Origin of the sequence: Paenibacillus sp. FSL H8-0034 (genome assembly GCF_038000305.1) — a bacterium.
Lineage (GTDB): Bacteria > Bacillota > Bacilli > Paenibacillales > NBRC-103111 > Paenibacillus_S.
The window spans coordinates 7,063,039-7,081,197 of the sequence record NZ_JBBOBS010000001.1; the positions used below are offsets into that span (position 1 = coordinate 7,063,039).

19 protein-coding genes are annotated in these 18,159 nt (G+C 47.3%); 8 read left to right on the forward strand and 11 right to left on the reverse strand.

The annotated features are described in order from the left end of the window. Nucleotides 1–225: 225 nt before the first annotated feature. Both NST47_RS31545 and NST47_RS31550 read right to left on the reverse strand, forming a co-directional pair. On the reverse strand, nt 226–1,023 hold the full coding sequence (locus NST47_RS31545; protein WP_179097549.1) for a lipid II flippase Amj family protein: 798 nt from the start codon (nt 1,021–1,023) through the stop codon (nt 226–228). Then, nucleotides 1,020–1,379 carry an Hpt domain-containing protein gene (locus NST47_RS31550; RefSeq protein WP_341158669.1) on the reverse strand — a complete coding sequence of 120 codons (360 nt, stop codon included), beginning with the start codon at nt 1,377–1,379 and terminating at the stop codon, nt 1,020–1,022. The genes NST47_RS31545 and NST47_RS31550 overlap by 4 nt, the downstream gene beginning before the upstream one ends. 40 nt (nt 1,380–1,419) lie before the next feature. On the opposite strand from NST47_RS31550, the gene NST47_RS31555 reads away from it, so the two are divergent. Next, entirely contained in the window at nt 1,420–1,794 is a 375-nt protein-coding gene (locus NST47_RS31555) for a response regulator (RefSeq protein WP_076233376.1), read from the forward strand. A gap of 126 nt (nt 1,795–1,920) precedes the next feature. Here the strand turns inward: NST47_RS31555 and NST47_RS31560 are convergent, their stop codons facing one another. From NST47_RS31560 to NST47_RS31580, 5 genes are all read right to left on the reverse strand, one after another. Next, nucleotides 1,921–2,694 (reverse strand): ABC transporter permease, encoded by a 774-nt coding sequence (locus tag NST47_RS31560; protein WP_341158670.1) that lies wholly within the window; start codon nt 2,692–2,694, stop codon nt 1,921–1,923. After that, nucleotides 2,687–3,622: an ABC transporter ATP-binding protein gene (locus tag NST47_RS31565; protein WP_341158671.1), complete on the reverse strand. Its 936-nt coding sequence runs from the start codon at nt 3,620–3,622 to the stop codon at nt 2,687–2,689. The genes NST47_RS31560 and NST47_RS31565 overlap by 8 nt, the downstream gene beginning before the upstream one ends. Nucleotides 3,623–3,710: 88 nt before the next feature. Beyond that, nucleotides 3,711–4,517 carry a uroporphyrinogen-III synthase gene (locus tag NST47_RS31570; RefSeq protein ID WP_341158672.1) on the reverse strand — a complete coding sequence of 269 codons (807 nt, stop codon included), beginning with the start codon at nt 4,515–4,517 and terminating at the stop codon, nt 3,711–3,713. Between the two features lie 24 nt (nt 4,518–4,541). Continuing rightward, a complete protein-coding gene (locus tag NST47_RS31575) occupies nt 4,542–5,447 on the reverse strand; it encodes a YitT family protein (RefSeq protein WP_445667422.1) in 906 nt (301 codons plus the stop codon). Next, nucleotides 5,365–5,652 carry a hypothetical protein gene (locus NST47_RS31580; RefSeq protein WP_341158674.1) on the reverse strand — a complete coding sequence of 96 codons (288 nt, stop codon included), beginning with the start codon at nt 5,650–5,652 and terminating at the stop codon, nt 5,365–5,367. Before NST47_RS31580 ends, NST47_RS31575 begins: the two co-directional genes overlap by 83 nt. Nucleotides 5,653–5,818: 166 nt before the next feature. On the opposite strand from NST47_RS31580, the gene NST47_RS31585 reads away from it, so the two are divergent. The 4 genes from NST47_RS31585 (at nt 5,819) to NST47_RS31600 (ending at nt 9,230) form a co-directional block, all read left to right on the forward strand. Further along, nucleotides 5,819–6,205, forward strand: a complete 387-nt coding sequence (locus tag NST47_RS31585) for a hypothetical protein (protein WP_341158675.1) — start codon at nt 5,819–5,821, stop codon at nt 6,203–6,205. 121 nt (nt 6,206–6,326) lie between these two features. After that, complete coding sequence (locus NST47_RS31590) at nt 6,327–7,073, forward strand: ABC transporter ATP-binding protein (protein WP_341158676.1); 747 nt, start codon at nt 6,327–6,329, stop codon at nt 7,071–7,073. Continuing rightward, entirely contained in the window at nt 7,070–8,254 is a 1,185-nt protein-coding gene (locus NST47_RS31595; RefSeq protein ID WP_341158677.1) for an ABC transporter permease, read from the forward strand. The genes NST47_RS31590 and NST47_RS31595 overlap by 4 nt, the downstream gene beginning before the upstream one ends. 40 nt (nt 8,255–8,294) lie before the next feature. Further along, entirely contained in the window at nt 8,295–9,230 is a 936-nt protein-coding gene (locus tag NST47_RS31600; RefSeq protein WP_341159797.1) for an alpha/beta hydrolase, read from the forward strand. Nucleotides 9,231–9,389: 159 nt separating this feature from the next. Here the strand turns inward: NST47_RS31600 and NST47_RS31605 are convergent, their stop codons facing one another. Continuing rightward, entirely contained in the window at nt 9,390–10,415 is a 1,026-nt protein-coding gene (locus tag NST47_RS31605) for a Gfo/Idh/MocA family protein (RefSeq protein WP_341158678.1), read from the reverse strand. Nucleotides 10,416–10,603: 188 nt separating this feature from the next. On the opposite strand from NST47_RS31605, the gene NST47_RS31610 reads away from it, so the two are divergent. From NST47_RS31610 to lplT, 3 genes are all read left to right on the forward strand, one after another. Beyond that, nucleotides 10,604–11,452, forward strand: a complete 849-nt coding sequence (locus NST47_RS31610) for an AraC family transcriptional regulator (RefSeq protein ID WP_341158679.1) — start codon at nt 10,604–10,606, stop codon at nt 11,450–11,452. A gap of 297 nt (nt 11,453–11,749) precedes the next feature. Next, nucleotides 11,750–13,867: an AMP-binding protein gene (locus NST47_RS31615; RefSeq protein ID WP_341158680.1), complete on the forward strand. Its 2,118-nt coding sequence runs from the start codon at nt 11,750–11,752 to the stop codon at nt 13,865–13,867. 82 nt (nt 13,868–13,949) lie between these two features. Then, nucleotides 13,950–15,164: a lysophospholipid transporter LplT gene (gene lplT / locus NST47_RS31620; RefSeq protein WP_341158681.1), complete on the forward strand. Its 1,215-nt coding sequence runs from the start codon at nt 13,950–13,952 to the stop codon at nt 15,162–15,164. A 97-nt stretch (nt 15,165–15,261) separates the two neighbouring features. Here the strand turns inward: lplT and NST47_RS31625 are convergent, their stop codons facing one another. The 3 genes from NST47_RS31625 to NST47_RS31635 form a co-directional block, all read right to left on the reverse strand. Beyond that, nucleotides 15,262–16,113 (reverse strand): DMT family transporter, encoded by an 852-nt coding sequence (locus NST47_RS31625; protein ID WP_341158682.1) that lies wholly within the window; start codon nt 16,111–16,113, stop codon nt 15,262–15,264. A gap of 1 nt (nt 16,114) precedes the next feature. Continuing rightward, nucleotides 16,115–16,912, reverse strand: coding sequence for an alpha/beta fold hydrolase (locus tag NST47_RS31630; protein ID WP_341158683.1), 798 nt, complete (start codon nt 16,910–16,912; stop codon nt 16,115–16,117). Between the two features lie 241 nt (nt 16,913–17,153). Continuing rightward, on the reverse strand, nt 17,154–18,128 hold the full coding sequence (locus tag NST47_RS31635) for an S-layer homology domain-containing protein (RefSeq protein ID WP_341158684.1): 975 nt from the start codon (nt 18,126–18,128) through the stop codon (nt 17,154–17,156). Nucleotides 18,129–18,159: the final 31 nt, after the last annotated feature.

The following is an 18,159-nucleotide window of genomic DNA, read 5'->3' on the forward strand; positions in this document are numbered from 1 at the left end:
AGTGCCTCCTTGTTATGCGAACAACGCAAATTGTGCGAACTCCATTATATTCTGTAAATCTTTGATATTATTTCCAATATTCGCTGATCACACGTTACTTTCTCCTGCAATTGGTAATTCCTATCCCCTTTCCTCTAAAGTTTTACTATTCATTACTTATCAGAATCCACCCGATTAATCAAGTTCCTTTTCTTCCCATACGATGCCCTAATAGAACCGATTGCATTACCAAAAAGGGACTACCGCTGTTATCAAATACGTGCCAGGTACCAATAAAACCTGGGCAAGCACTGTACCAAAAAAACGCGAAAACATCAGCAATCCATACATTTTGTTAATTTGCGCCAAGCTTTCGTTACCGTTCATAGCCCTGTCCGTCATCAGTGCGACTTGAGGGTCGACCAGTATCGTCATTAGAATGGTGGCAACCCCATTGATCAAGCCGGACGATTGTGATGCCGTCACACTGTATTCAGGTAATAAAAAGGAAGCATACAGTGCTGCCAAAACGCCAACCGTGTAGATTCCAGTTACCAGCATATTCAGGATAAGCAGCCGTTTGGGTACACCGCCGATTCGCAGTCTCGACAGCATCGCCCAGCTGGGCATTTGCACATGTCTTCGAACAACCTTAAGCTTGCGAATCGAAACCGATTCGCGAAGCAGCCTCGGGAGCGAACCCGTTTCCTCCAAACGACTGATCAGACTGACTGACAGCCTGATCGCTGTCGGAATAAATACGATCGCAAACAAAGTGCCGAGTGAAGCGGCTGCAATAAAGATATGCAGTTGGGCCTCCAGGGAATATTCTGCGTGAAGCTTCGCATAATCCACGATTTTGCCCATCATGGGGGCTTGAGCCAAATTCGAGGTTCTCGATACAAGCACAATCATCCCGGTCAGTGATAGCGCAACGGCCAGCTTCCCTGTTCTAACTCCAGCCAGACGTACGCCATAAGACAAGGTTTCCACAGCATGAATAATAAAAGTCAGGATCGATATGATCAACACTTTTTCAATCATAAAGCCTCCGCACGACCAAGCTCGCGCTGCAGCTCGATGTGAAGCTGATCCAAGTATTGGTGCAGCTCTTGAATTACCTCTTCCGTCCAATCATTCTGATGCCGTATACTGTAAGAGTCTGCTGCTTCACTGAGCTGATGCACCTGATCGCAGCCCACGGTCTGAGCGATCCCTTTGAGTGTATGAACATATAGGTACATATGCTCGCCAATCTGCTGGTTCGACAACTGCTGCCGGTTCCACAGCACTATATCTGCTCTAAGTGCAGCCTCACGTTCCAAGGCATCCTGTACAAACATCCTGCGTGCTTGGATTATAATTGCCTGCATGCGTTGTTCTCTGCTAGTATCAACCATAGCGAATCATCCCTCCATATAATAAGGAAGTGACTCAAACATGAACAAACAAATTGCTCTCATCGACGATAGCTCCCCTTTTTGCTTGTTAGTCAGACAAATTTTCGAACATCGATATGATATAGACACCTTTTCAACAGCTAACGATTTCCTTGTGCTGATCTCTCGTATCGCTCATTATGATCTTATTCTGCTTGATATTAATCTTCCCGGTATGAATGGTCTTGAGGCTTTGACAAAGTTAAAATCCACACCGGAAACGGCAGCTATCCCGATTCTCCTGCTGACTGGAGATGCACGACGAGACACCGTTGTTCGCGGTATCAAGCTCGGTGCACAGGATTATATGTCCAAGCCCATTGATCCGCTTCTTCTGGAGGAACGGGTTATTGAGCTATTGGGAGACACGCTCTAGTATTTATATATGCATGTCCTTCTTCATACATACAGCCGAGCGCGTCAGCGAGAATATTAATTTCTCTGACGCGCTCGGCTATTGATGTTTTTTGAAGTATACGATTGAGACTCTACCCTATATCCGTTAGCTGGCAATATCACGCTTGGTGAAAAATAGCCAAGAAACCCCATAGAACACAACCCAATAAGCAATAAGCATTGAAATTGAAAAACCTAGCGACATTCCTTCCACCAACGGCTTCCCGCCTGAATGGTAGATAGATAAGTCCGTGTTGGCAAACAGCAAGTATTTGACCCATGTATATTTGAATTGTGCCAAAACAAAAATCAGTCCGGATGAAGTCACGAACATCAGCAAAAACGATAACCCGATAGCAAGCGAACTGCTGCGAAAAGCGGCCGATATCATAAAAGCCAAAGTAATCGACATCAGCAGATCAATACCTTTGTAGCCATAAGTTTTCAATATGTCTGTGAACGAATCCTGTTCGGGTATCATACCTCCAAGACCGAAAAATATCAGTCCAACAAAATAGGATGCGATCAGCAGCACCAGCAGCAATGTGATTAAAAAAAGCACAACGGATATATATTTAGACGCCAAAACCTTGGATCTTGTCGCAGGTCGGATTAACAGCAGTTTAATGGTTCCCCAGGTAAACTCCGAGGCCACGCTGTCACCAGCTACAATGACTGTAAAAATGAATACCAGTGTCGACAGGCTTGTACTCATCGATACGAATGAAATCATACTGTTGAGACCCGACTCCACCACATATTTGAGCATAACCGCCCACAAGACGACAACCAACACCAATATCGCAAGCATAATCCACGTACGTGCCCTGCTATATATTTTCATTTGCTCATTTTGGATGAGGCTGAGAAAGTTAGACAATTTGATTCCCCCTCGTAATTTCAAGGAATTGATCTTCTAGCGATTTCATATGCGTCCGAATTCCGTACACGCGTACGCCTGCGCTAACTAACCGGGCATTCAACTCGGCGATCTCTTCTCGTTCACTGGTCAGGCTTACAGTCAATACACCGTCAGCTTGCTGCACAACAGCCTGTTCACCGACAAAGTCTGCTGCCGCTCTGGCTGCTGCTTCAAGATGATCCACATCGAATTGAACCTCAAGGCGTCCGGTCTCAGCCTGCATTTCCTTGAAGGACCTTACATCCAGCAGCTTGCCATTCTGAATGATCGCCACCCGATCACACATCAGCTCCATTTCGGAGAGTAAGTGGCTGGATACGATAACGGCAAGCCCTTCTTCTCTGGATAGCTTACGCAAGTAATCACGCAGCTCGCGGATTCCCTCAGGGTCAAGGCCATTCGTTGGCTCGTCCAATATTAATACGGAGGGCCGATGCAATATAGCCTGCGCTACACCAAGCCGCTGACGCATCCCAAGCGAGTACGTTTTTACTTTATCATGAATCCGATGATCCAGCTTTACCAGAGCAATCACTTCATTCATTCGTTCCTCGGTAATTCCCGGAATCATACGGGCATAATGCTGTAAATTTTGATAACCGCTCAAAAACTTATAAAATTCGGGATTTTCCACAATAGCTCCAACATGCCGCATCGCTTGCTCGAATTCGTTCTTGATATTGTGGCTGCTAACAAGTATTTCACCTTCGGTCATCGACATCAGTCCAACAATCATCCGAATGGTTGTGGTTTTACCTGCTCCGTTAGGTCCCAGGAAACCGAACACCTCACCAGGGTGCACATCAAATGACAGGCGATCGATAATTGTTTTGGAGCCGATCCGCTTGGTCACATTACGAAGCTGTACGATACTATTTGATTCCATGAGTCCTCCAACTTAAATAAGGATAGGGTAACTTTTCAGGAAAAGTATACCATATCCTTTATTGTAGACCAACCTATGCATTCAGATACTAGATATTCTCGTAGTATTGAGCCAAAGTTACCATCATGCTGCCCATCCGTTCTTCCACAGGCGCAATTACGCGTTCCACGCCTTCATCCCGGAGCGCCTCCGCTGTCACCTTGCCTACCGCAACGGCAACGGTAATCCCACGAAATGCGGCCAGCAAGTCTTCAACCTGCCCCTGTTCGCGGGCATAAGCCATCATAAACCGTACCTGTGGTGTGCTTGTGAAGGTCACGGCGTCCACGGAGCCTGCAATAATTTCCGAAATCAATTGATCCAGCACAGCCAAATCCGGTGGAACATGAATATAAGGAAGAATTTCATAATATTCGGCCTGCTGCTGCCTCAGCCATTCCACAAGCCGCGGCGCATGATCGCCATAAAGCTGCAGCGCCACCCGCCGATCTTTAATATCATAAGGTTGGAGCGCACGAAGTATACCAACGGTTGTACCATCATCATCGCGAACGGTGGGTACAAGCCCGAGAGTTTTCAAATATCTCACCGTCTTATAGCCTCTGGCCGCAATCTGTGTTTGCTGAAGACGTTCAACAAAAGCATCAGCCAGAGCCATCCGTTCAGCAGCTTGGTACAACATCTCCGTGCCTATGCCCGTGGTCAATATGATCCAGTCTACACCTTCTTCAATCAGCTTCCTTACTTCCGCCTCGACTTTAGGGTCCTCAACCGCAACCGTCCCCTGAGCCGGACGAACCAATGGAATACCACCCATCTTTTCTACAATAATGCTTAACTCCGCAGCCTTGCGCGGCCCCGTGATAGCAATTCTTTTGCCTTCCAGTCTGCGCATTACCTTGTGCCTCCGATAAACAGCTTAGTGGATGTCTTTTTTCTTAAAGCGTCCGCCTTTGACATCATGTATATTGCCTACAGCCAGGAAAGCTGTTGGATCATAGTTTTCTACGATCGATTTCATCTTGGCTTCCTCCAATCGGGTAATGACACAAAAGATCACACGTTTTTCCCCGCCTGTGAAGCCGCCCTCTCCATCCAAATAAGTAACTCCACGTCCCAAACGACTCAATATCGCTTCGCCAATATCGCGGTAATTGTCACTGATAATCCATACAGCCTTCGATTCATCGAAGCCTTCTATTGTAATATCAATCATTTTGAAAGCTATGTAATAAGCAATTAATGAATACATCGCATGATCCCAGCCAAATACGAAGCCCGCGCTGGCAAGAATGAACAAATTGAAGAACATCACGATCTCGCCTACAGAAAACGGCGATTTTTTATTCAGCAGGATAGCTACAATTTCCGTTCCATCCAGTGATCCTCCATAACGGATAACCATCCCGACACCAACACCCAATATGATACCACCAAAAACAGCCGCGAGAAGCGGGTCAATCGTAAAAGCCGGCACCGGATGCAGCAATGTCGTACCTACAGACATGATTAGAACACCAATGAGAGTCGATAACGCAAACGTTTTACCAATTTGCTTGTAGCCCAGAAAAAAGAAAGGTAGGTTAAGAATAAAGAGGAAGACGCCCAGGGGAAGTGAAGTTAAATGGGACAAAATAATGGATATACCGACTACCCCACCGTCGATAATATTGTTCGGGACAAGAAAAATTTCCAGACCAACTGAAACTAAGCCTGCCCCGACCAAGAGGAATATAAAACGCTTAGCGACCTGGATCCTTGTCGCCCTCGAATGCTGAGGGTTTGGAAGATCCGAGCTTGGAACAAGTTTTGCTGACATGGTCATCGCCTCCTTCAGTATGATTTTCATTCAAACCAAATTCCATCGATATTTCGCGAATAATCAAATCGGTAGCCGATAGCTGACCGCAGATAAATTCTTTGGATATTTCCAAGCCCTGCATCTCCAGCTGTGCTGTTAAAGCTTGCTTGCGTACTTGCAGGAATTCCAGATAATGCTCAATCTTGGATTTACGATAAGTTTCCGCCATGCTTAAACCCTCCCGTAATTCCATTGTTTATATATATATTGTATTCAAATGTATACAAAAAATCAATTTTTTTCTCATGTCATGTTCTGCAGACGTATCGGGCAACCTATCATTAATTCTCTCAAAAAAGGAGCTGACGGTTATGAAGGCTTTACCAATCCGGTTCATGATATCGATTAGTGCTGCGCTCATCAGTGTTTCCGTATTGATGTCAGTGGCAGGCTGCGGAGGAAAAAAAGCAGAACAACAAAGTGGAAACCAGCAAAAAGCCCAGGGACAGCAGCAATCGTCTGACAAACCGATCGATTCTGCACTAAAGGAACAAATGAACATGTACAAGGATATTAAGCAATATGAATTTCAGGAATCCGAAAAGCTGCGCAAATCCAACAAGGATCAGCTAAAAAAGCTGCAGAAGGATCAGTCAGAATCAGGCTCCCAGACAAGTGATTCCTCCCAAAAACAGAAAAGCAGTTCAAAGGATGTTTCGAAGGAACAAAAGGGTTCTACAAATGAATCTTCTAAAGACACCTCCAAAGATAAAGGGAAATAAGGCTCTTGCTTCCTTCATCGCCACGACAGCTCAGCTATACGGGTATCTCAGGTCTTACTGGAAATCTGCTGCTATTTCCGCTACTCTTAGTAGATACGGATTTTAAGGGAGGACCATAATCATGCAGCCGATTCTCGAAGTAGACGGCATTACCGGCGGTTACAGCCGCCTTCAGCCTGTACTGCATAACCTCAGCTTTCATGTACAACCGGGTGAAATGATCGGCTTGATCGGGCTCAACGGAGCAGGAAAAAGCACAACCATCAAGCATATCCTCGGACTTATGATGCCCCATCAAGGGGAGATTCGTCTGAAGGGACAGACCTTGGCGGCATCCCAGGAAAAGTATCGGCAAACGTTTGCCTATGTGCCAGAAAGCCCTTTATTATACGAAGAATTGAACGTTCGAGAGCATATGGAGCTAACTGCTATGGCCTATGGACTGGATAAAGCTTCTTACGAGGAACGCGCTGCCGTGCTGCTCAAGCAATTTCAGATGGATGCTTACCAGGAACGATTATCCTCCCACCTGTCCAAAGGAATGCGTCAAAAAGTGATGATTCTGTGCGCATTCCTCGTGCAGCCGGAGCTGTATATTATTGATGAGCCCTTTCTTGGCTTGGATCCCCTAAGCATGCGATCTCTGCTGGAGCTATTGGTCAGTGTTAAACAAAGCGGTGCCTCGATTCTCATCAGCTCTCACATTTTGGCTACTATTGAACGTTATTGCGACCGATTTCTTGTCCTGCATCAAGGCAAGCTGATTGCTTCAGGACCTGTAGATGCGCTGCAGGCTGCTGCAGGCATGCCCTCTGCGTCCTTGGACGATCTATTCTGCGAGCTGGTTACAAGGGGCGACCCGCGATGATGGATACCCAAGCCTTATACCGTCGCCGAGAGGCGGAATTCCTCAAAGAAATACGGCCCTACCTGCATTACGCACTGCAAAGCTTGTCCATTGCTGCGGGTATCGGCTTTCTTGTCTTTATGATCGGGTATCGACAATTCCTGCAGTGGGTAACACCGGAATTTCCTTGGCAGCTGACAGCGACGGTTTGTATGATGCTCGTGCTTGGCGGCGGCCGTATTCGTACCTATTTACAGCAAGCAGATACCTTGTTCCTGCTGCCGCAGGAGCCAGCGATGGCCATCTATTTGCAAACGGCCATGCGCAGAGCCCGGATTATTGGGTCCAGCCTGGTTGCGATTGGCTGGTTGATCGTCTGGCCGATGTATCATAAGCTTGCACCTTCAAGCGGCTGGTTATTCTTGTTGCTGCTGCTCGTCTGGCTTGTATTTAAACAAGTGCTGCTGTTTGGCAAATGGACAGAGCAGCAGCTTCTGGAGCAGCGAACACGTTACCTGTTCATTGCGCTGCGATGGCTGCTGTGCGCCGGTCTGACCTACGCCGTTTTCAAGCTGGGGCCCGGCTATGGAGCTGGCATACTTGCGGTTGGTTCTCTGGCTTACCTGGGTATTCTGCGGCTACCACGGCAGTACAAAGTACATTGGAATCTGCTCATTGATTGGGAGCTGCGGCATAAGGCAAGTATTTATCGGATTCTGAACCTGTTTATCGATGTGCCCGAGCTGCGCGGCAAAGCTAGAAACATTCGTTGGTTAAATAAAATAGTAAATTTCATCCCGTTTCAACGTAAATCCACCTATACCTATTTAGTTACGCTCGTTTGGCTGCGCTCCGAATTGTTCGGCATGACCTGCCGTTTTACTGTCATTGGTATACTGCTGATGGTCGCTTTTGACAATAAAATATTGGCTGCAGTATTGTATGCCATTCTAGCCGTCTTTAGCGCTGTTCAACTGGCCGACCTGCTGCGTTATTATCGCGAGCATCTATGGCAGCATATATATCCGCTCCCACCACATCTGCGGAAGCAATCTCTGCGGGTGGTCCGCTTGACTCTGCATCTATGTATGCTCGTGCTGATCATTATACCTGCATTCTGGACGCTGTCTGCGCCACTATGGGCAGCCACCATGCTTATTATTGCCGCTTGCGGCTCTATGATCTACCATCGATTTAAATAAGCCATTCTAGAAAGGAACGATTCCCATGCGACCGACCTTGATGATTACAAGAGCAGCCCGTCCTCGGCGCAAACCCTTTAAAACCGTGCTGTTGGCCTTGATCCTGTTGGTTGTGTTCCTATTGTTGGTCAGTGTCGGTGTTTCTACCTATGTAGGCTGGCAGTTGACTCATCCGGCTCGCAAAGCGCTGGCAGATAGCCCAGACCGTTATGGATTAGCCTATACGCCTATCCAATTTCCGAGTCGGACTCAGGATGTCACACTGGAAGGCTGGTACATCCCGGCTGCTGCGGAGCCAACACCGGACAAGCTGACAATCATTATGGCCCATGGGTATCGGGAAAATCGGCTGCAGAGCGGTGCAGAGGCGATCAAATTGACCAAGGCGTTATCTGCCGCTGGCTTTGATGTTGTGATGTTCGATTTTCGCAATTCTGGTGAATCCGGAGGTAACTTGACCACAGTCGGTTATCTGGAAAAGGCGGATGTGCTCGGAGCCATCGACTGGGTTCGAACTCACCATCCCGGACGTATAGCGCTTCACGGATTTTCCATGGGTGCTGCAACCTCGCTGCTTGCAGCTGCGGATGAGCCTGATGTTGCCGGAGTCGTCGCGGACAGTCCCTTCAATCATCTAACTCGTTATTTGGAAGATAACCTTCCTGTTTGGTCGCATCTGCCGAGCTTCCCCTATACACCGCTTATTTTGGGGATTTTACCTCGTTTGACGAATATGGACCCTGATCAAGTCGATGCGTTGAGCGCCGTAGATCATGTGTACCCGCGTCCTGTCTTGTTTATTCACAGCATAGAGGACCAATCTGTTCCCTATGTGAACAGTGAATCGATGTGGGCGAAGCATAAGGACCGTTTTCAAATTTGGCAGACGACCGGTAAAGAGCATGTCAAGTCCCATGCCAAATTTGCGAAGGAATATGAGGAAAGGGTTATTACGTTCTATAAGCAATTGCAGTAGATCAATCCTAAGCCCCCGTAGATCGCGAGGGCTTCTTCGGGTTTCAAAATCAAGAAGAGTATTTGATAAAAACAAAAAAACAGGGTGCCTCTAATCGTTCCAGAAGCACCCTGTTGGATCATATATCATTAAATTGCAATCTGGCAGCATGTCAATTTCTTACAAAGCTACTTCTGCGCCATTGTAAACAATCTTTTGGCCAGTACGTGAGGATTCATAAATGTCCATCACCACACGGAAGCCATTGAAGCCTTCTGGTCCATCGATCCAGAACGGTTTACCTGCCAGCAGATGCTCGTAGTAATCACGAATTTGCAGCTCGTGGCTCATTCCCCAGTATGATTTCTCTCCCAGAGTGTTGACCACAGGCTCCTCCAACGTGGTAAGCTTGCCGTCTTGATCAAGGTACAGCGAATCGCCGCGCTGCAGCAAGGTGCCTTGCTCGAATACGAGCTCCACCTCAACCGGTGAGTTGCGTCCATATGCATTGGTTGCGTAGAAGATCGCAGTAGCGCCATTTTTAAATTCAATGTAGGCATGTGCCGTATCTTCCACTTCGATAACACCCTCCAGGGAATCGGTAGAAATCGAGCCCTTTATGGATGAAATTTCGCCACCAAGCCATTGCAGTAAATCGACCGTATGAATCGACTGATTAATGAGAACGCCGCCACCTTCGGTTGCCCACTTGCCTTTCCACTCGGTTTCATAATAAGCTGCTGTCCGATTCCAGGTAACAATCCCCTTCATGCAGATCAGCTTGCCCAGCTCACCGGATTCAACATACTGCTTCATTCTTTTGGATGGGGCATTGTAACGGTTTTGAAAAATAACGCCTAGCTGTACATTCGGATTCTCGACAGCTGCCTGCAGCATTTTTTGAGCGGAAGCTATATTTTCTGCCATCGGCTTCTCGGTCAGCACATTCTTGCCTGCACGCAACACATCAATCGCCATCGGAGAATGCAAGTAATGTGCCGTGCACAGGTGAACAACCTGAATATCATCGCGTTTGAGCATTTCCTTATAGTCGGTGTAATAATCGCAGCCGTATTCCTCTGCTACCTGACGTGCCCGGTTTTCATCAATATCTACAACCGCTTTCAAATCTGTCAGTTCCAAATCTGCTATTGCCTTTAAATGGACCCCTGAAATGGCTCCGAGCCCGATTATTGCTGTACCCAATGTTGTCAATGGATTCACCTAATTTCTTCAGATTGGTTATGTCCAAAAGCATATTCTTGAACATAAGATTAAAGTTAGCTTTATAATGCAGTATAATAAAAACAAATACATTGCGTCAATTGCCGTGTTTCTTGCTTTTTTTGACTTTATGCTGATGAGACCTTGTTTATTCGGAAGGTGTGTCCTCTGTGAACTTCAATATCCATACTAATACTTCCCAGCTTCAATATAATCATAGACGTTTGTCGCCGCCGCCCAAGATGGATTTTCATTTGCATGAACGTTTTGAAGTTTATTTTTTTATTGCGGGTGACGTCAATTTTATCATCGAAAAAAAGGTATATCCGATGAAATCCGGCGACCTGCTCGTTATTAACAACCGCGAGCTGCACAAGTCAACCTTCAAATCCGATGCACCCTATGAGAACATTGTTATTCACTTTGACCCGGAAATCGTTCAACCCTTTGAATCCATATTTCAATATGGCCTGCTCGATTGCTTTACAGAACGTGAATCGGGAGAGCACAATAAAATCCATCTTCAACCTCAGCAGCTGGAGGAAATCATGGCCTTGTACAAAAGGATCGATACCCTGCTGCTGCTCCCAACCGAAGAAACCAATCTGCTGTTGACGATTCATTTCATCGAGCTGTTGGTGCTGCTTAACCGTTCCTTCCGCAACAACACGGCTCTGTCAGAATCGTCTGCCGTATCGGAGAAGCTGGCACCCGTTCTCGATTACATCGATCATCATCTCGATCAAGATCTGACTCTGGAGATGCTCGAGCGGCAGGTGTACATGAATCGATACTACCTGAGCCGTCTATTTCGGCAAAGCACCGGTAGCACCATTCACTCCTACATTCTTATGAAACGAATTTCACGCGCCAAGAAGCTGCTGCATGACGGACACAATGTCACCGAAGCCTGCCAAATGTCCGGCTTTAACGACTACTCCAATTTCATCCGGATGTTCAAGCGGATCGTCGGTATGCCGCCAGGGCAGTATCGCAAGCAGATCGGGTTTACCAACTAAGGCTGCGGGAAGCAGACAATTGCTGTATGGCTTTCTTGATTACGCAGCATGCATCGCCTTAATAAGAAAAGCTTCTGATCGAAGCCTATTCGATGAAGCTACATTCGTGTTTTAAATGTAGCTTTTCTTGCGAGATAAGAATCGTTCAGCTTCGCTGAAAACTGATAAATTCTTATGTTATCAGAAGGGTACTACATAAAGTTAGTACTCTTCTTTTTGCTGCCTTCCATGTACAATACAATTATCAGCCATACTCAACTATACATTCATGCGTTCCATGTAAAGGAGTCGATTGCCATGTCCGTGCTTATTGCGTTCTTAAAAGGATTATTCCGTATCGTATTCCGGCTCAAGCTGTCCGGCTTGGAGAAGCTGGATTTCAGCCAGCCGACCATTCTGATGCCTAATCACGTGTCGCTGCTGGATGCGCTGCTGTTAGCACTCTATCTGCCCCAGGAAGCAACCTTCGTGGTGAATACATCAATTGCCCGTCGATTGCGATTGCCGCTGAAGCTGGTCAGGCATATTACCGTTGATCCGCTTAATCCGTATTCGGTACGCAAGATGGTCAAGACGGTACAAAGCGGTGTTCCGCTCGTTCTCTTCCCGGAAGGGCGTATCACAACGACAGGCGGATTGATGAAAATATACAGCGGTATTGCTTACATTGCCTTAAAAACAGGGGCTAAGCTTATTCCCATCGCCATTAATGGAGCCGAACGCTCCAAGCTTTCCTATATCGGTCATAAAATCAAGACGGTATTGTTCCCGGCAATCCGTATCCAGGTTGGTGACCATTTCCGAATCGAGCAGCAGCCGGGAGTATCCATGAAGCTGCAAAAGCAGCAGGCTGCGGATACAATTCTGACTACCATGCAGGAGCATTTGTTGAAAAGCCGCTTGAAAACGGAAGTAAACCTGTTTAACGAACTGCTGCTGCAAGCTTCCCTTCATGGACAAACGAACAAAATTTGCGAGGATTTGACACAGAGCCTTACCTATAAAAAGCTGATCGTTTCCTCTTACGTATTCGGGCGTAAGCTGCGTCCCAAGCTTAACAATCAAGCCGCTATCGGTTTGCTGCTGCCTAATTCGATTGCTCATGTGATCGCCTTGTTCGCGCTGCTGCGCCTTGGGAAAACACCTGCGATGCTGAACTTCTCGGCCGGACAGCAAAGCCTGCTGGATGCTTGTGAAACAGCGGTGCTGCGGACCATAATCACCTCCCGCCAGTTCATCGAGAAGGCCAAGCTGGAAGCCACCATTCAGTCCTTGGCACAGGAACACACGATCATTTACCTGGAGGATGTTAAGGACGAAGTCAAGCTGTCCGACAAGCTTGGAGGCCTGCTTGATTATTGGATGGGCGCACAAGCCGAGCAAGGATTTCGCGATATCATCCTGTTCACCTCCGGCAGTGAAAGCAAGCCCAAGGGTGTCGTTCTCGGGCATGATCAATTGTATGCGAATATTCAGCAGTGCAAGGCTGTATTCGATTTTACTGCGGCTGACAAAATGTTCAACGCACTGCCGATGTTTCACAGCTTCGGTCTGACTGCAGGCACCCTGCTGCCGATCCTTACCGGAGTGCCGGTGATGCTCTATCCAAGTCCCTTGCATTATCGCGCCATTCCCGAGGTCGTCTATGATCGCAATGCGACGATTTTATTTGGAACCTCTACCTTTCTCGCTGGATATGGTCGGGCTGCACACCCATATGACTTTCATTCGCTGCGAATTGTCGTTGCAGGAGCCGAGAAGCTGAAGGATGAGGTACGCGAGCTGTGGAGCCAAAAGTTTGGTATCCGTATATTCGAAGGCTATGGAGCAACCGAAGCTTCGCCAGTCGTCTCGATCAATTCACCGCTCAACTATAAAAGAGGTACGGTCGGCAAGCTGCTGCCGAGCATCCATTACAAGCTTGAACCGATACCGGGTATTGAGCATGGCGGCAACCTGCTTATTCAAGGTCCTAATGTTATGAAGGGTTACCTGATTCATGGCAAAGGCTTTGTTCCTTGCCCCGAATGGTATGATTGCGGAGATATTGTAGAAGTGGATGCACAAGGTTTTCTGAGCATTAAATCGCGGCTGAAGCGTTTTGCCAAAATTGGCGGAGAGATGATTTCCCTACAGTTGGTTGAAGAGCTTGCTACCGCCTGTTATGGTGACATTCCGCTTGCTGCAATCAGTGTAGCCGACGGCCGCAAAGGAGAGCGTATTCTGCTGTTCACCACCAAGGAGGGTCTGAATTTACAGGAATTTAAGGCCAAGCTTAACGAAAAAGGGTATACGCCAATGCTGCTGCCTTCCAGATTGCAAGTGATCGATAAACTGCCGCTGCTTGGCAGTGGCAAAACCGATTACGTGACATTGAAGAAACACGTTGAAGCTGCGCTCGAGCAAGGAGCCTGAGATTGTTGTAACCGTGTAAGCATCTACCGCCAACGCTTTGAAAAATACTTTGCCTATTGCCTAATCGAAGGGATTGATATGTATGAAAGAGCGGGCCCTGAATGCCTTGTATATCACGCAATTTTTATCAGCTTTCTCGGACAACATGTCCCTATTAGTCATTGCCAGTCTGTTAACTAAAAATGGCTTTTCGCCCGAATCGTTAGCTTTGGTGACGATGGCATTTTTCCTTCCTTATATTTTGTTAGCCCCTATTGTCGGTCCATTTGCAGATAAAATGCCAAAATCCATCGTGCTCATTATAGGCAATCTGATCAAGCTGCTGGGTATCTCTGCACTCATCTTTATTGATCAATCCAATATGGTTTTATTAATGCTCAGTTATTTTACCGTAGGCGTTGGAGCCGTTGTGTATTCACCAGCCAAGTATGGAATATTACCAGAGCTCATCGAAACCGACCAGCAGCTGTTTAAGGCTAATTCCAGAATTGAAGCGTATACGATCCTGGCCATCCTGACAGGGATCGGTGGAGGCGGTGCTATTGTCTCCGTTACCAGTACGGTGCAATCGTCACTCATCTGTGTGCTGCTGTATGCTTTATCGCTGGGTGTGACTTTTTTAATTCCACGTATGCCGGGAGATCAGTCCATACGTTATACGCGGGAAGCACTGCAGTTTTTCAAAAGTGTCTCGACACTGCTGAGCCATTCCAAAACCAACTTTTCCCTGATCGGTACAGGAGCCTTCTGGATGAGCTCAGCCGTACTCCGTACAGCCGTGTTAGCCTGGATACCACTTGCTCTGGGGTTTAGTCCTGAGGATTTCAGCGTTTCCCTGATTCTCGCTACCACGTCAATCGGGATCGTGATCGGTGCATTCCTTGCTCCCAAATTTGTTCAGCTTCAGCAGTATTACAAATCGATTATTTACGGCTTTTTGATGGTTGTGCTCATCTTTATTTTCCCCTGGCTGCACTCTACCTCAATTACCATCGTATTTTTATTGGCGGTAGGCTGTATGGGCGGGATCTTCATTGTGCCGATGAACACGGTGCTTCAGGAAGAAGGAACGAAAATGGTAGGGGCTGGAAAAACAATTGCCGTGCAAAATTTTGTTGAAAATATACTGATGGTGATCGGATCGGGGCTGTACTATTTGGTCATTGAACAAGGGGCTTCGATCTCGATGGCCATTGTTATTCAAGGTGCGATTATGCTGCTCATTCTGTTGTATCTGGGCTCGAAGATCAGCAGGCATTCATCACCGATGCATGCAGGTGGAAAAAGCTTCAAATAAGACTGGCAGCTGCTGCCTAGACTTTTCCACCTTACACCGACTATCCGGATTGATGCATTATGCAATTGGAAACAGGCTCCAGAGGGAGCCTGTTCCATTATGAGAATCCCAGGCCAATTACGCCTGCGGTTATAAGTGCAGAACCGATAATACGACTGCGGCCCTGCGGCTCATTCAGCAGCAGCAGGCCGAACAAGGTGCCAAATACGGTTCCGATTTCCCGCATGGGCGCCAATTGGGACGCTGGTGCCAATGTTAACGCATACAGAAATAGCATATAGCCGCCAGGCGCCAAAATCCCGCCGATGATAATCGTACGATAGTTCAGCTTCCATTCAGCAGCAATCCCTTTTGAGCGGATGACCGCTATCGTTAATGCCAATAAGTTGGCGATATTCGTAGCTTCATTTAGCACAATAGGCGGAATCGACGACTCGATGGCGATTTTGTCCACAACGATATAACCACTGACACAGATCCCGACTGCACCCGCCAGCAGCAGTGTATGATTGGTATGAGCAGACTGACGAAACAGCGCCCTGCCTCCGCTCACCCAAACAATACCAGCTATAATACCCAGAATACAGACCCAACCGAGGCTGGACATCGTTTCACCGAGCAGAAGCACAGCGACAAGCGGGACGATAATCGGACTGATTCCCCTCATGATTGGATAAGCCTGCGACAGATCACCAATCTGATACGTTCGGGCAAGCAAAAATAAATACAGTCCGTGTATGAACATGGAGCCTGCCAACAATCCCAGGCTTTTTAAAGAAAAAGCAAAGCTCCCCCACTCATACCAGGCTCCAGGTAGAAAGACTATAGCTCCTACCCAATGCGCCAGCCATAAAAAGACAGACTTATTAACGCTTTTCTTGGCAAACAGGTTCCAGACGGCGTGAAGCATCCCTGAGAGCAATACGAGCAATAAGGCAATAACATGCAACCTAGTAAACCGTAGCTAGAAACGATTCGATAGCTTCCTTCAATGCTTCCGGCGCCTCCAGCATACTCATATGACCTGACGTTTCGATCAAGCGCTGCGTAATTTGGCTTCCACTAACCGTAAACGTCCGTTCAACCGGAATAATTTGATCGTGCGCACCTGCAACCAGCAGTACAGGAACCTTTGTGCTGGATAGTACATCGTTGCGATCAGGGCGTGATCTCATTCCCTGAAGTGTACGGATCGCCGCCTGTGGATCCGTGCTATTGCCGATCTGGATCGTTCTGGCCACTGCCTCCGGCATCGATTGAAGATGATCTGGAGCAAACAGCTTCGGAACCAGTCCCTCAATAAAAGCTGGCAAACCTTGTTCTTCTATCGTAGCGATGCCTTTTAATCGTCCTTCTTTTCCCGCATCCGTATCCGGGAAGCCTGTGGAATGAATCAACCCGAACCCTGACAGCAGTTCAGGGTACCGTTCAGCGAAAGCAAGCGCGATATACCCTCCCAACGAGTGACCCAGTACAATTGCCGGTCCTGCATCAAGTCCCTTGAGCAGCTGCGCCAGATCGCCTGCGAAGGCTTCCATTGAATATTCGCCAGCAGGCGCTCCCGATTGCCCGTGTCCTCGCAAATCCGGTAGTATCCAGTGATAACCATTAGGCAGCAGTGGAAGCAGCTCATCCCAATAGACAGAGCTTCCGCAAAAACCATGCAGCAGCACAACTGCTTTGCCTGTGCCTTGTTCCTTATAGGAGAACTTGCCTCCACCATCCACCGCAACAAATTTGTTTTCCATTCTTATTTCCCCTTCCCCAGCTATACGTTATATTATACGGCACTCTACTGAATATTATCTATATAACGATACCCTACTTTTCTGTTCATTAAACAAGGATTATGGATGAATCAAGAACTGCAGAAGCAGCAAAAGGCCGCCGCAGCAGCCTTTTACGTCTATTTATAAAATAAAGTTTAGCTTGTAAAAAAACCTCCAGACCCACGATAATCGTGCAGCTGGAGGTTGAGAGCTTCCTTCATTAACTTGGGTTCGGGTTGACGACAGCAGGTGCTGGAGGATCAATGGCAATTGTTGGCGCTGCTTCCCGCTCCGTGACCGGTTTATATTTGGACGAAATATAGGTTTCGGCTTTGCCCTCAGTGATGACCTGCGGATACATCATGCCTGGCTTAGGGTCACTTACCTGATATTGGATGACTGCCGTACCATCTGGCTGGAAACGAATGCCGCTAATTGTGAAGCCATATCCTGGACTTGGTAAGCTGCGGGTTAATGTGACTTTGCTGACATCCGCATTGACTTGCTCCACTGTCACTTTGACATCGTCCTGTTGCTCGGGAGCTGGCTTAACAGGCTGCATGTAGTCAGGCTGGCTTTCCAAAAATTTCACCGTGTTGCCCACCCATACCGCCGCTTCACCACGCGTTATTTCGCGCTTCGGATAAGCCATCCGGCTTTCATCCGCCTTGGCGATACGATACAAGTACAGGCGCTGCAATGTCCCTTGGTACATAGGGTCGATCTGATCATTATCATCGAACAAAACCATCATCTTGACCATCGGGAAGGTTCCCTTTAATTCCAGTGCAGTAACGAGCAGATTGGCATATTTTTCACGGGTAATGGCTGCGTTGGGATCAACATCCTTAGGGATATCCAAACCATTGACCTTGGCATTAATAAAAGCTTCTGCATACCAGGCATCATTCGGAATGTTCGTAAAGAAGTCGCTAGCCTGCGGCTGCTTCACAAAAGAAACTGCGTTCAAATTAATATCGAGTGCCTTAACGATCAGGCTGATGCTTTGTGCATAGCTCATTGTGCTCCGCGGTGCAAAATGCTCACTGTCCACCCCCGTTACAAAACCTTTATCCTTAAGCATCATAATCGGCTCCTTCTCTGCTGCATTCAAATCCGAGAAAGCAAACACCGAGCCTGCCGATACCGTGCACAACAATGCGGCTGTGGAAACCAAAGTTACGATCTTTTTCATTATATTCATCCTTCCTTGATGTAAGAGTATA